This is a genomic window from Nonomuraea monospora (assembly GCF_039531895.1).
In the GTDB taxonomy this organism is placed as follows: Bacteria; Actinomycetota; Actinomycetes; order Streptosporangiales; family Streptosporangiaceae; genus Nonomuraea; species Nonomuraea monospora.
Genome location: NZ_BAAAQX010000072.1, coordinates 1 through 13,946, shown reverse-complemented (window position 1 = coordinate 13,946; position 13,946 = coordinate 1). Strand labels below are relative to the sequence as shown.

The 13,946-nt window shown below is 70.2% G+C and carries 12 protein-coding genes; 7 read left to right on the top strand and 5 right to left on the bottom strand.

Annotation, left to right across the window (positions count from 1 at the left end; genetic code table 11):
* Positions 1-2: 2 nt before the first annotated feature.
* The 5 genes from ABD331_RS59250 to ABD331_RS59230 all read right to left on the bottom strand — a co-directional run bounded on the left by ABD331_RS59250 (position 3) and on the right by ABD331_RS59230 (position 5,306).
* Positions 3-1,388, bottom strand: coding sequence for a glycoside hydrolase family 30 protein (locus ABD331_RS59250; RefSeq protein WP_344496175.1), 1,386 nt, complete (start codon positions 1,386-1,388; stop codon positions 3-5).
* 4 nt (positions 1,389-1,392) lie between these two features.
* The gene (locus ABD331_RS59245; RefSeq protein ID WP_344496173.1) at positions 1,393-2,079 is read right to left on the bottom strand and encodes a hypothetical protein; all 687 of its coding nucleotides are present in this window, start codon (positions 2,077-2,079) and stop codon (positions 1,393-1,395) included.
* Positions 2,076-2,924, bottom strand: coding sequence for a carbohydrate ABC transporter permease (locus ABD331_RS59240; RefSeq protein WP_344496171.1), 849 nt, complete (start codon positions 2,922-2,924; stop codon positions 2,076-2,078). Before ABD331_RS59240 ends, ABD331_RS59245 begins: the two co-directional genes overlap by 4 nt.
* On the bottom strand, positions 2,921-3,886 hold the full coding sequence (locus ABD331_RS59235) for a carbohydrate ABC transporter permease (RefSeq protein ID WP_344496169.1): 966 nt from the start codon (positions 3,884-3,886) through the stop codon (positions 2,921-2,923). Before ABD331_RS59235 ends, ABD331_RS59240 begins: the two co-directional genes overlap by 4 nt.
* A gap of 64 nt (positions 3,887-3,950) precedes the next feature.
* On the bottom strand, positions 3,951-5,306 hold the full coding sequence (locus ABD331_RS59230) for an ABC transporter substrate-binding protein (protein ID WP_344496167.1): 1,356 nt from the start codon (positions 5,304-5,306) through the stop codon (positions 3,951-3,953).
* Between the two features lie 268 nt (positions 5,307-5,574).
* Between ABD331_RS59230 and ABD331_RS59225 the strand changes: the two genes are divergently transcribed.
* From ABD331_RS59225 to ABD331_RS59195, 7 genes are all read left to right on the top strand, one after another.
* The gene (locus tag ABD331_RS59225; protein ID WP_344496165.1) at positions 5,575-6,648 is read left to right on the top strand and encodes a LacI family DNA-binding transcriptional regulator; all 1,074 of its coding nucleotides are present in this window, start codon (positions 5,575-5,577) and stop codon (positions 6,646-6,648) included.
* 108 nt (positions 6,649-6,756) lie between these two features.
* Positions 6,757-7,752, top strand: coding sequence for a hydroxyacid dehydrogenase (locus ABD331_RS59220; protein ID WP_344496163.1), 996 nt, complete (start codon positions 6,757-6,759; stop codon positions 7,750-7,752).
* A 299-nt stretch (positions 7,753-8,051) separates the two neighbouring features.
* A complete protein-coding gene (locus tag ABD331_RS59215; RefSeq protein ID WP_344496161.1) occupies positions 8,052-9,233 on the top strand; it encodes an ROK family transcriptional regulator in 1,182 nt (393 codons plus the stop codon).
* A gap of 39 nt (positions 9,234-9,272) precedes the next feature.
* On the top strand, positions 9,273-10,262 hold the full coding sequence (locus ABD331_RS59210; RefSeq protein WP_344496159.1) for an ABC transporter permease: 990 nt from the start codon (positions 9,273-9,275) through the stop codon (positions 10,260-10,262).
* A gap of 15 nt (positions 10,263-10,277) precedes the next feature.
* Entirely contained in the window at positions 10,278-11,276 is a 999-nt protein-coding gene (locus tag ABD331_RS59205; protein WP_344496157.1) for a sugar ABC transporter substrate-binding protein, read from the top strand.
* Complete coding sequence (locus ABD331_RS59200; RefSeq protein WP_344496155.1) at positions 11,273-12,937, top strand: sugar ABC transporter ATP-binding protein; 1,665 nt, start codon at positions 11,273-11,275, stop codon at positions 12,935-12,937. The genes ABD331_RS59205 and ABD331_RS59200 overlap by 4 nt, the downstream gene beginning before the upstream one ends.
* On the top strand, positions 12,934-13,946 hold a 1,013-nt coding region (locus ABD331_RS59195), incomplete at its 3' end, for a hypothetical protein (protein WP_344496153.1). The genes ABD331_RS59200 and ABD331_RS59195, both read left to right, overlap by 4 nt.

The following is a 13,946-nucleotide window of genomic DNA, read 5'->3' as shown; positions in this document are numbered from 1 at the left end:
GGTCACCCCGGCGCGGGCTCCACGTGCAGGGTGTGGAACGAGTCGGGCGCGAGCGTCACGGGCAGGAGCTTCCCGCCGACCGCCAGGTCGATGTGCATCTCGTCAGCGGAATCGTTGTGCAGGACGATGACGATGCCGCCGTCGGGGTTGCGGAAGGCGATCTGGTTCTCGTACCCGTTGACGCTCAACGTGTCGACGAAGCGCGCGCCCGCCTGGAGGTGGTGGCTGACGTGCTTGAGGAGGTGGTACTCGGCGTTGTAGGTGTAGGTGCCGTCGGCATGGACGGTGACCAGGGAGTTCTGTGGCCATCCCCAGCGGCTGCGGCCTCCCGGCGGCAGGGCCAGGTTCCAGTACGTGTACGCGTGAGCGCCGTCGCGGAAGTAGTCACGCAGTTGGGTCCAGGCGTACCGGCAGTAGCGCCAGTCGTTCTTCCCGTCTCCGCACTCCTGCTCGGTCTGGTAGACGCGCAGCCACGGATAGTGGCTGCGGATCGGCGCCACGGCGTGTTTGCCCGCCCACTGGAACCCGGCGCCGACGACGTACCTGGAGGCGGCCGGATCGTCGAGCACCGCCTCGATCAGGCGGTGGTCCGCCCGTTCCATCGTGCCGACGAACGTCTCGACGCCTCGGCTCTCCATCTCGGGCCCGAGAATGGCGATGAAACGCGCAAGGCCTTCCGGCGTCCAGGTACAGCTGGGGAAGACCTGCGCGGAGTTGAACTCGTTCTGCGGCATGACCATCCGCACGCGGATGCCCGCCTTTCGATAGGCATCGACGTAGGCGCCGAAGTAGGCGGCATAGGTACGCAGGTAACGGTCGTCCTGGATCATCATGTCGGTTCCTTCGAGACCGACCTGATCGTCACGGAGGCCGTTCTCGACGTCGTGCTGCCAGGGCAGCGGCTTGCCGGCGGCATAGTGGCCGTTCGTTTTCAGCCAAGTGGGCGGGCTCCACGGCGATGCCCACAGCGTGAGCTCCGGCCGGTGCGCCAGAGCGGCGTGGACGAACGGGATGAGGGTGTCCCAGTCGTTGTCGATGCTGAACTTCGCCAGGCCGAAGTCCCCGTCGGTCTCGTCGTAGGAGTACCAGCCCCGCGAGAAGTCGTTGGCGCCGATCGGGAGCCGGCCCATGGTGAGGTTGGCTCCTGCTCCGTCCGCGAACAGGTCCCGCATGATGGAGTCGCGGCTCTGTTCGTCGAGCTGGTTGAGCGTCTGCCAGCTCAGCTCGCTAAAGCTGACCCCGATCCCCTCCACCACCTGCTTGGGGCGGTCCTCCAGGACGGCGACATCCGGCGGGCCGGTCAGCTCCTGCGGCCGGATGGGCGGCCTGGCCTCCCAGCGGGCATGCCGGGTGCTCTGGATCCAGGACACCGTACGGGCCTCGGTCATCGCGTCAGCTTTCCTTTCGTGCGACGCCTCGTGCGACGCCAGGCTGACCCCAGACCCGGTTGACCACGTCCACGGCCACCGCCCACGTGGCGGGGGCGAAGAGCAGGAGGCTGGGGCCGACGAGGGGCAGCCTGGTCGCCAGCAGCGCGAGCGACAACAGGAACACCCAGGTCAGCGGCAGGTACGGACGGCGGACGCCCGCCTTCAGCACCCGGTTCAGCAGCGCCGGCAGCCGGTGCTCGTCCGTGCCGGCGAGGGACGCGGCGATAAGGATCAACGCGAGCAGCCCGCCCGCGGCGACGACGAGGATCGGCATGGCCGGGACCGTCGTGCCGTAGAGGGCGAGGTCGTAGCCGAGCAGCAGGGCCAGCGCGGGCAGCGCCCACCACAGCGTGCGCAAGCCCTGGGAGCTGTGCCGGATGGCCGTGGCGAAGCGGCGCACGGGGGCGTCCGCGTGGCCGCGGGCGTCCACCATGGCGTGCGCGGACGCGAGCAGCCCGCGCAGCCCCGGCCCGACCGGGGTCAGGCTGAGCGCGCCGAGCCAGAGCGCGCCGTGGCTGGCCTGCCAGCCGATCAGCCGCTCGAACAGCAGGTACGGCAGGCAGCACGCGACGAAGCAGGCCGAGGCGGCGAACAGGCTCCACACGACGAGGGCGGTCCTGGCGACCGGCCCGTCCAGGGTGATCCTCATCCCTTCACCGCGCCGATCGACATGCCCTTGACGAAGTAGCGCTGGAAGGCGGTGAAGATGAGCACGGACGGGATGATGGCCAGGATGGCGCCGGTGTAGATGAGCTCCCACCGGGAGCTGAGCAGGCCGACCATCCGGTTGATGGCGATGTTGATCGTGCCCGCCGAGGTGGTGTCCAGCATGACCAGGGGGATGAAGAAGTCGTTCCATAGCGACAGCGCCTGGATGATGACGAACGCGGACGTGGCGGGCAGGAGCATGGGGAAGACGATGGACCAGAAGGTGCGCAGCCGCCCGGCGCCGTCCACGTACGCGGCCTCCTCGACCTGGACGGGCACGCTCTTGATGAAACTGCAGTACAGCAGGACGCCGAACGACGCCGAGCCGCCCACGTGCACCAGGATGACGCTGGTCAGCGTGCCGTACAGGCCGGCCTGGTCCATGCCGGAGACGAGCGGGATCATCCGCACCTGGAACGGGATCATCAGCCCGGCGATGAAGAACAGGTAGATCAGCCGCGAGGAGCGGCCGCCCAGCCGTTCGATCCCGTAGGCCGCCATCGGCACCACCGCCAGCAGCAGCGCGATCGTGCCGATGGTGATGACGAGGGTGTTGAGCACGGCCTGGCCGTAGTCGGTGTCCTGGAACAGCCGCACGTAGTTGTCCAGGCTGAACGAGGTGGGCAGGCCCATCGGGTCGCGGGTGATGTCGGCGTAGGTCCTGAAGGAGTTGAGCAGCGCGTACAGGACCGGGAAGGCGACCGCCACGACGAGGACGGTGAGCACCGCCATCGCCACGATCTCGCCCGCCGTGTACCGTTCGCGCTGCTTGCGCGGGCCGCTCATGCCTGGATCTCCCTGCCGCGCATGTACCGGTTGGCCAGCACCGTGCTGACCAGCACGACGAGGAACAGGACCACGGCGGCGGCGCTGCCGTAGCCCGCCCGGTACTCGCCGAAGCCGACCTTGTAGATGAAGAACGCCATCGTCTCGCTGACGAAGCCGGGGCCGCCCGCGGTCAGCACCATCACCTGGTCGAAGATGGTCCATCCGGCGATCAGCGCGAGCGTCAGGTTGACCGTCACCGAGCCCGCCAGCATGGGCCAGGTGACGTAGCGGAACACCTGCCGCCCGGAGGCGCCGTCGATGCGCGCCGCCTCGATCATCTCCGGCGGCACCGACTGCAGGTTGGCCAGGTAGATGAGCGTGGTGTTGCCGCCGAGGGTGAAGCAGATGATGAACAGCAGCACCCAGACGACCAGGTCGCTGTCGCCGAGCCAGTCCAGCGCCCACGACTCCAGGCCGAGGTCCTGGAGGGTGGTGTTCACCACGCCGAAGTTGAAGTTGAGGATGTACTTCCAGATGGTCGCCGCGATGAAGCCGCTGACCAGGGCCGGCAGGTACACCGCGGTGCGGAACAGGCCCTGCAGGTGGCGCAGCCGGTCGAGCAGCAGCGCCACGGCCAGCGAGATCGCGTTGATGACCAGCGCCGAGCCGAGCCCGAGCAGCATGGTGTTGCGGACGGCGTTCCAGAACCGCTCGCTGCCCAGGATCTCCTCGTAGTTGCCCAGCCCGACGTAGCCGTAGGCCGGGTTGACGCCGTCCCAGTCGGTCAGGCTGATCTGGATCGACTGCAGGGACGGCGCGATGACCAGCACGGCGTAGAACACCAGGGCCGGCACGATGAACAGGAGCATCGCCGTCCGCCGCCGCCGCGACGCCCGCCCCCTGACCGGCGGCTCGGGCCGGTCACTCGCGGGGCTCGCCGGTCTCGCCGCCACCGCCGTGGTACGCCCGGCGGCGCTCATGACCGGTGTCCTTTCCACTCACACATCCCTCGTCGCACCTTCCACTCACCTTCCCGGCCCGGCCTCAGCCCTGCTTGACGCTCTTGTCGAACTCGGCCTGCGCCTTGGCGACGGCCTGGTCCACCGTGATCTGGCCGTCCTGCATCTCGATCCGCGTCTGGCGGAAGAAGGTGTTGAACGCGCTGAACTTGGTCGATTCGATGTCGTTGTCGTACCAGACCAGCTTGGGGTTCTTCAGCAGGTCGAAGTAGTCCTGCGCCCCGGGGGTGGAGGTGTTGCGGGTGATCTCCCCGGCCCGCTTGATGTTCGGGGCCAGGCCGCCGGTCTTCTCCATGAGGTTTCCGGCCTCGACCGAGTACCAGTAGGTCAGGAAGTCGACGGCCGCGTCGTACTGGACCTTGTTCTTCTGCGCCTGGGCGGAGATGGCCCAGCCCATGGCGAGGTCGCCGTTGACCGAGTACTTCAGGACGTCGAGGTTGCCCTCGTCGTCCGGGATGACGAACAATCCCGCGTTGAACTCGGGGTCGACCTTCTTGATGTCGGTCAGGCGGCCGATGCCCGCCGACGAGGTCGCCATCACCGCCTTGTGGTTGACCAGCAGCGTCGTGGTCTGCGCGTCCGCCGTGGACTGCCAGCCCTTGAGCACGTAGGTGTCGGTGATGTGCTTGAGCCGTTCCAGGGGTTCGCGCAGGTCCTCGATCGAGGCCTTGCCCTCCGTCACGGCGTTCCAGAACCCGCCCTTGTCGCTCCACTCGGCGAAGACCGGCGCGGCCAGGGGCTTCCAGAGCTGGTCGCTCGGCCAGATCTCGCCGGCGGCGGTGGCCAGCGGGGTCTGGCCCTTGTCCTTGATGGCCTGCAGCAGCGCGATGAACTCGGCGTAGGTGGCCGGCACCTTCAGCCCGTTCTGGGCGAAGTAGTCCTTGTCGTAGACGATGTTGATGCCGCTCTCGCCGTTCATGGCGTTCATGGGGGTGGTGTAGACGTTGCCGTCCGCCGCCTTGCCGTAGACGTCGTCACTGAGCAGCGAGGTGACCTGGGCGGGGAGCGGCGCGAGCTTCTTCGCGGCGATGTAGGTCGCCGTGTCGCGCATGTCGATGATCGCCGGCCAGTTGCCGGTGGCGTCCATCGTCTTGACGGCCGTGGCGTAGTCGGTGCCGGCGGGCAGCGGGTCCAGCCGGACGCTGGTGGTCTTGCTGCGCGCGTTGTACGCCTCGGTCACCGCCTTGATGATGGCGTTGCCCGTCTCGTCGCCGGTGGCGTACGTCAGCCGGATCTCGGTCTTCCTCGACGAGGCGCCATCGCTGCCGCAGGCGGTGAGCGCGCCGCCCAGCAGGCCGGCGGCCGCCGCCACGGCGACCGCGCGACGCCCGATGCGGCTCGGAAGCCGTGCGCCTGACCTTCGCGTTCCAGCTGCGCGCATGTTCTTCTCCTTCGAGAGCTTCGTGTCCCGCCATTGCTTCGTCCTTCGGCCCGGCCCCCGCAGGCATCGAGTAGCGCAACAGCCGCCGGTGCGGGCCCGCTCCGTCGCGTGGCGTTGCATCGGCATTGCAACTAGTTTCAGAGCGGTAAATTACGAGTCACTGCCGTGAAGCGTCAAGGGCCGTCTCGCTCGGCCACCCGACCCTTACCGAACCGTGACACGCTTCGCGGCCCGATCATCAACCGTGGGAGTGCCTACAATGACCGGCATGACGCCGCGTCCCAACGCTTCGAGCAGGCAGCGCGGAACGCGCGGCCCCGCCCCGACCTCGGTGGCGAACCTGCGTGACGTGGCCGCCCGCGCGGGCGTCTCCCCCGCGACCGCGTCGCGGGTCTTCGCCGGCAGCCCGCTCGTGCGCCCCGACACCCGCGAGCGGGTCCTCGCCGCCGCGGAGGAGCTCGGGTACGTGGTCAACGGCCTCGCCCAGGCCATGATGGGACGCGGCCGGCGCTCGGTGGCCTTCGTCGCCAGCCACATGATCGGCCCGACCTTCGCCGCGATGGCCGCCGGCGCCGAGAGCGTCGCCACCGAGCAGGGCAACCTGTTCATCGTGAGCACCACCGGCGCCGACGTCACCCGCGAGCGCGACCTGCTGGAGACCCTGCGGGAGCAGCGCGCCGCCGGCATCCTGCTGGCCGGCTCCACCGCGACCGGCGCGGCCGTCGACCGGCGCATCGCCGAGTACGCCCGCGACCTGGAGACGATCGGCGCCCGCCTGGTGCTGTGCGGGCATCCGGCCGTCCCCGGCGTCCCGAACGTGCTGACCGTCGACTACGACCAGGTCGGCGGCGTGCGGGCCGCCGTCAACCATCTCACCGCGGCGGGGCACCGCCGGATCGCCTTCGCCGGCTACGAGCCGGACAAGACCACCCCGCTGCAACGCCTGCGCGGCTACGAGCTGGGCCTGCGGGACGCCGGCCTGGCGCTGGACCCGTCGCTGGTCGTCGAGTGCCCCAACGAGACCGAGCCGGCCGAGCACGGCTGCCGCGACCTGCTGCGCCGCACGGACCGGCCCACGGCGGTGGTCGGGCTCACCGACGGCGTCGCCATCGGCGCCTACCGGGCCGCGCGCAGCCTCGGCCTGGCGATCCCCGGCGATGTGGCCGTGGTGGGCTTCGACGACATGCCCCTGGTCGTGGACCTGACGCCCGCGCTGACCACCGTACGGGCGCCGTTCTGGGAGGTGGGCGTGCGGGGGGCGCGGCTGGCCCTGGGCCTGGAGGAGGCCACGGGGCACGTCGAGCTGCCGACCGAGCTGATCGTCCGGCAGTCCGCCCCCTGATCCTGGCCGGGCAGCCCCTTGTTGCGCGGCGCACCGGGATGATACTAGTTTCATGGTGATCCACCGGGAGCGACAGCAAGCCCGCACCCTCTTCCGAGCTAGGAAACCATGTCTTCTTCCCCGCTGCCCGAAGCCGTGTTCGCCATGGACCCCGTGCACCTGTCCGGCCTGTTCCCCGCTCCGCTGATGAGCCGGCTGCGGAGCTTGGTCAGGATCGATCCGGGGTTCGTCGCGCGCGATCTCGCCGATCCCACGCTGGCGGGGACCGAGGCGCTGATCACCGGATGGGGCTGCCCGCCCCTGGACGAGGCAGCGCTGGCCGCCATGCCGCGGCTGCGCACGGTGCTGCACGCGGCGGGCAGCGTACGGCACCTGGTGAGCGACACCTTCTGGCGGCGGGGGCTGACCATCTCCAGCGCCGCGCAGGCCAACGCCCTGCCGGTCGCCGAATACACCCTCGGCGCCATCCTCCTGGCCGGCAAGGACGCCTTCACCTGGTCGCGCCGCTACCAGGAGGAGCACCGCTACCCCACGGCCGCCGACAGCGCCGCGCTGGGCAACCACGGCCGCCGCGTCGGCGTCATCGGCGCCTCCCGCGTCGGCCGCCGCGTGCTGGACCTGCTGCGCCCCTTCGACCTGCGGGTCGCCCTGTACGACCCCTACGTGACGGACGCGGCGGCGCTCGGCGCCGTCCCGCTCCCCCTGGACGACCTGCTTCGCGGCAGCGACATCATCACCCTGCACGCACCCGACACCCCCGAGACCCACCGGATGCTCGACCGCGACCGGCTGGCGCTCATCCCGGACGGCGGCGTGCTCATCAACACCGCCCGCGGCAACCTCATCGACCACGACGCCCTCACCGACGAGCTGGCCAGCGGCCGGATCAGCGCCGTCCTCGACGTCACCGTCCCCGAACCGCTGCCCGCCGGGCACCCCCTCTACGGGCTGCCGAACGTCTTCCTGACCCCGCACATCGCCGGGTCGCTGGGCAACGAGCTGGAACGGCTCGGCCGGTGCGTGGTGGAGGAGCTGGAACGCTTCACGGCCGGGCTCCCCCTGGCCCACCAGGTACGGCCGGTCGATCTGGCCACCAGCGCCTGACCGGCGAGACGATCAGCGCGTCGATCCGGACGCCGGCCTGGCTTGTACCGTTGCATGCTTGGCTACTCTTCGTGCTGTTATCGATAACTGTTTCGGTAGCCGCACGTTACAGCGTGGATGGTTGTGAAGACAAGCCCTCTTCAGTGGGCGTCGTCTCACCGGAAGCTGACGCGTGACCTGCGGGTTCAACGCTTCGCAGCCACACCTGGCGGCAATTAGTCACGGCTCCGGCGGTTTCGCCGGGAAGTTTAGGACAGTGTATTGACATATTTCGGACATGCTAATTAGAGTCCCGGGCCATGACTTCAGGGCTGGCGCAGCTTCGCGACCACAACCGGCAGCGGGTGATCGAGACCCTGTCACGCCTGGGAACCGCGTCCCGCTCCCGGCTGGCGCAGGAGACCGGGTTGTCCCGCACGACGATCTCGGCGGTGGTCAACGACCTGCTGGCCGAGGGCAGCGTGGTCGAGGTCGAATTGCCGCGTTCCAGCGGGCCGGGGCGGCCGGGAACGGGCCTGGCCCTGACTCGCCCGAGCGGCACGCTGATAGGCGTCGACTACGGGCATTTCCATGTCCGGGTGGCCGTGGCGGATCTGTCCTACAAGATCCTCGGCGAGCGATACCTGGAGCTGGACCTCGACGCGGCGCCGCACACGGCCTTCGACACCGCCGCCGAGATGGCCGGCGAGCTGCTCCAGGAGGTGGGACGGCCGGTCGCGTCGGTGGTCGCCGGCGGGGTCGGGATTCCGGGCCCCTACGACCGCAAGACTGGAACGTTACACGCGGGGGCCATCCTGCAGTCCTGGGTCGGGCTCGACGTCGCGGCCGAGCTGGGCTCCCGGCTGCCCTATCCGCTCTTCCTGGACAACGACGCCAACCTCGGCGCGCTCGGTGAGTTCACCTTCGGCGCCGCCGCGGACGCCGACGTCATGGTCTACATCCGGCTGTCGTCCGGAATCGGCTCCTCGCTCGTCCTGAACGGCTATCTGTTCCGCGGCGCGGGCGGTATCGCCGGTGAGCTGGGGCACGTCGTGGTCAAGGAGGACGGCCCCATGTGCCGCTGCGGCGGGCGTGGATGCCTGGAGGCGTTCGCCACCGGCCGCGCCCTGCGGGAATCGCTGAGGTTCTCGCACGGTGAGCTGACCCTGGCCCGCATCCTCGAGCTGTCGGAGGCCGGCGACGTCGGCTGCCGGCGGGCGCTGTCCGACGCGGGCACGACGATCGGCCGCGCGCTCGGCGATCTCTGCAACCATCTCAACCCCGACCGCATCGTCCTCGGCGGTGAGCTCAGCGCCGCGGGCGAGGTGTTACTGGAGCCGATGCGCGTCGCGGTCGCCAGGAACGCGATCCCCGCGGCGGCCAAGCAGGTGCGCGTCGCCGCCGCCAGCCTCGGCGACCGGGCCGAGGTGCTGGGAGCCCTGGTGTTCGCCCAGCAGCAGGCCGACGTCAACCTCGACGAGCTGCCCCGGGCCTTCCACTGAGCGGATCGCCGCCCTCTCTCACCCCAAGGAGTTCCTCCCATGTCAGCAGCGTCTCCGCCTGCGCAGCAGGCCGCCACCCGCTGGCGCCCGCCGCAGCTGCCGGGTGCGGCGTCGCGTTACGCGCTTCCGGCCGTCTTCACCTTGCTCCTGGTCGTCCTGCTCATCACGACGCCGGAGTTCCGCAACTGGAACAACATCGCCAACATCCTCCAGCAGAACGCGATGATCGGCATCGTCGCCTGCGGCATGCTCGTCATGATCGTGACCGGCGGTTTCGACCTGTCGGTGGGCGCGGTCGGCGCGATGACCAGCGTCGCCACGGCCTGGCTGGTCGGGCAGACCTCGCCGGTGCTCGGCATCGCCGGGGCGTTGCTGCTGGCCGTCGCGGTCGGGCTGGTCAACGGCATCGCCATCGCCAAAGTCGGCATCAGCCCGTTCGTGGCGACGCTGGGCACCCAGGTGCTGGTCACGGGCATCCTGTACGTGTCCACGTCCGCCGCCCCCGTGTACGGCCTGCCACCGGAGTTCGCGGTGTTCGGCCAGTCGCGCGTCGGCGGCATCCCCACGGTCGCGCTGATCTTCCTGGGCGTGATCGTCGCGACCTGGGCGATGCTGCGCTTCACCCGCTTCGGCCACTACCTGTACGCGGTCGGCGGCAACCGGCAAGCCGCCCGCCTGGCCGGCGTCAACGCCGACCGCATCCTCCTGCTGGCCTACGTCTTCGGCGCCCTGTGCGCGGGCATCGCCGGCCTCGTCCTGGTCACCCAGACCGGCATCGGCCAGCCGAACTCCGCGACCACGTGGCCGCTGTCGGCGATCGCCGCCGTCGTCGTCGGCGGGGTTCCGCTGGCCGGCGGGGCGGGCCGGGTCAGCTCGGCGGTGCTCGGCACCCTGCTGCTCGGCGTCGTCGCCAACGCCCTCAACCTGCTGGGCGTGTCCTCCTACTGGCAACCGGCCGTCACCGGCGTGGTCATCCTCGTCGCCGTCGGCATCGACAGCTACCAGCGCAAGCGCGCGTCCCAGACCTGAGAAAGAGCCATGAACATGAACACACTCCCCCGGCGGGTCCCGCGCTGGAAAGCCGTCGTCGGCGTCGTCGCCGCCCTGGCCCTGAGCGTCACCGCCTGCGGCAGCGAGCCGAGCGAGAGCACCGCCGCCGGCACGGCGAAGACCTTCAAGATCGGCCACATGATCTTCGACACCTCGGTGCCGTTCTACTCCAACCTCATCAAGAAGGAACGCGAGACCGCCCAGCAGCTCGGCGCACAGGTCGACATCCGCAGCGGCAACGGCGACCTGGCCAACGAGATCTCCGTGGTCCAGCAGTTCGTCGCGGAGAAGTTCGATCTGATCCTGATCAGCCCGAGCGACCCGAAGGGCATCATCCCGGCCGTCCTTCAGGCCAACAACGCCAACATCCCCGTCATGGCGGTCAACACGCAGGCCGACGTCAACTCGGGCGGCAAGATCGTCACCTACGTGGGCGTGGACGACTACACCTTCGGCAAGGGGCAGGGCGAGCTCCTGGTCAAGGCCATCGGCGAGAGCGGCAACGTCGGCTACATCACCGGCAAGCTCGGCACCTCCGCGCAGATCCAGCGCAAGGCCGGCCTGATGGACGTCCTCAAGCAGCACCCCGGCATCAAGATCGTCTCTGAGCAGGCGGCCGACTGGGACAACGCCAAGGCCCTGGCCATCACCCAGGACTACCTGTCCAAGTACCCCAAGGGGCAGCTCAGCGCGATCGTCAGCCAGGGCCCCGAAGGCGTCTCGGGCGCGGCGAACGTCCAGAAGAGCGGGCGCACCGACGTGAAGTTCATCGTCGGCGACTTCCCCGCCGACGTGCGCAAGGCCATCTCCGACGGCACCGTGTACGGCAGCGTCAACCAGGACCCGGCGCCCCAGGGCGAGAACGCGATCAAGTACGCCGTGGAGTGGCTGAAGGGGAACCAGTCGGCGGTTCCGCAGCCGAACGCGTACCTGGACCTGCCCACCATCACCAAGGACAACGTCGAGCAGTACAAGGCAGCCTGGGGGGAATGATGGCCATCCTGGAGATGACCGGGATCCGCAAGAGCTTCGCCTCCGGCGAGGTGCTGCACGGCGTCGACCTCACCGTCGAGCACGGCGAGATCCACGCGCTCATCGGGCACAACGGGGCGGGCAAGAGCACGCTCATGAAGATCCTCGGCGGCGTGCACCCCGACCACGAGGGCACCATCGCCATCGACGGCGAGCCCGTCTCCGTACGTACGCCGAAAGAGGCGATAGAACACGGCATCGCGGTCATCTACCAGGACTTCTCGCTCGTCCCACAGCTCACCGTGGCCGAGAACATCGCGCTCGGCCGCGAGCCCCGGCTCGGCGCGGCGGCGCTGGTCGACCACAGGGAGCTGGCCGCCCGCTCCGCCCGCGAGGCGGCGCGGGTCGGCATCGACCTGCCGATGGACCAGCCCGTCGGACGGCTCGGCGTCGCGGGCCAGCAGCTCACCGAGATCGTCCGCGCCCTGGCCCAGGAGCCGCGCATCCTGGTGATGGACGAGCCCACGGCCCGGCTCGCCCCCGGCGAACGCGAGCGCCTCTTCGCGATCATGCGGGACCTCGCGGAGCGGGGCGTCGGCATCGTCTACATCAGCCACTTCCTGGACGAGATCACCTCGGTCGCGGACCGCATCACGGTGCTGCGCGACGGCGACGTCGTCGCGCGGCTGGAGGCGGGCGAGACGGACGCCGACGGCCTGGCCCGGCTCCTCGTCGGCGACGACGCCGCCGACCACCGGCGCGCCGCCGCGGCCACCCCCTCGGCCGGCGGCGTCATGTCACCGGCCGCGCCTCCAGCCGAGGGCGCCACGTCACCCGCCACGCCTGCACCCGACGGCGTCACGTCACCCGCCACGCCTGCACCCGACGGCGCCACGTCACCCGCCACGCCTGCAGCCGGAGGCGTCGCGTCTCGTGCCGGTGCCGGGACGCCGGGGCTGGAGGTGACGGATCTCGTGGTCGCCGGCCGCCCGCCCGTCTCCCTGCGCGTCGCGCCAGGCGAGATCGTCGGCATCGCCGGCCTGGTCGGATCGGGCCGCAGCCGCCTGGCCAAGGCGATCGTCGGCGCCGCGCCGAGCACCGGGACGGTCGCCGTCGCCGGCCGTGCGCTGCGCCGCCGTACCCCTGCCCGCGCCGCGCGTGCCGGGGTGCTGCTGATCCCCGAGGACCGCAAGACGCAGGGGCTCGTGATGACCGGCACCGTCCAGGACAACATCGAGCTCACCGCGCTCGGCGGCGCGCTGACGCGGGCCGGCCTGGTCCGGCGCGCGGCCCGCCGCCGCCTGGTCGCCGACGCCGTCAAACGTTTCCAGGTCAGGCCCGCCGACAGCGGCCGGATCGTCGACACGCTGTCCGGCGGCAACGCCCAGAAGGTGCTGCTGGCGCGCGCCGCCTCCGCCGGCCCCAAGGTGCTGCTGCTGGACCAGCCGACCGCGGGCGTCGACGTGGGGGCCAAGGCCGAGATCGCCCGCCAGATCGAGCGGCTCGCCCGCGACGGCGTGGCCGTCGTCCTGATCTCCGACGACCTGGACGAGCTGCTGGCGCTGACCAGCCGGCTGCTCGTCATGCACACCGGCGCCGTGACGACCACGCTGAACACCGCCGACGTCGACCGCCCCGGCCTGCTGTCAGCGATCAGCCGGGTCAGGAAGGAGGCGGCATGACCCCCACCGTCGCCATGAAGCTGTACGGCTTCGAATGGACGAACCAGTACGGCCTCGACGAGACCGCCGCCGCACGCCGGCTGGAGGAACAGGGCGTCGACTGGGTCGTGGTGCAGAACCGGCGCGACCCGATCCCCGGCAGCGGCGTCGAGCAGCTCGGGCCGCCGCCCGGCTACGACGACCACCGCTTCCGCGACCACCTGCGCGAACGCGGGCTGCGCGTCTTCGAGGCGACCGCCGTGTACTTCCAGCCGGGCGAGTACTGGGCCCGTCCGGAGCTGCGGCCGATCGCCTCCGACGCGAGTGTGATGAGGCCCTTCGACTGGTACGTGGGACTGTGCCCGTCCGACCCCGCCCATGTGGCGCGACGGGCGGAGATCCTGTCCGAGGTGGTGGACGATCTGCGACCGGACGGGGTGTTCCTCAACTTCATCCGCTTCCCCGGGTTCTGGGAGGCGTGGACGCCCCGGCGCACCCGGGCCGAGATCAAGGAATACTGCTTCTGCGAGCGTTGCCTGCGCGGGTTCAGCCAGTCCACCGGCAACGACCTGCCGGTGCACGACCCGGTCAGGGCCGCGGCGATCCTCCAGCATGAGCTGCGGGCGGAGTGGACGTCCTGGAAGTGCGCGCTCATCGCGGACGTGGTGCGGCGGCTGCGCACGGCGGTGTGCGCCGTCCAGCCGGGCACCGAGGTGCTCATCAACGGCGTCGCGATGGGCCGCGACGACTTCGGCGACGCCGTACGGGAGGTGCTCGGCCAGGACCTCGGCCTGATCTCGCGAGAGGCCGAGCACACCGAGCTGATGCTCTACCACCAGATCCTCGCCCGCGACCCCTCCCCCTGGATCGAATCGCTCGTGGGCGAGATGCGCCCGCGCATCGACGGCACGCTGCTGGCCTGCCTGCAGACCTCCCCCACCTATCTCGATCCGCCGCACGACGGCATGGGCAGGCGATCTGACATCCCACCGCAGGAGTTCAGGGCGGCGCTGCGGGCCATCGCCCTCGT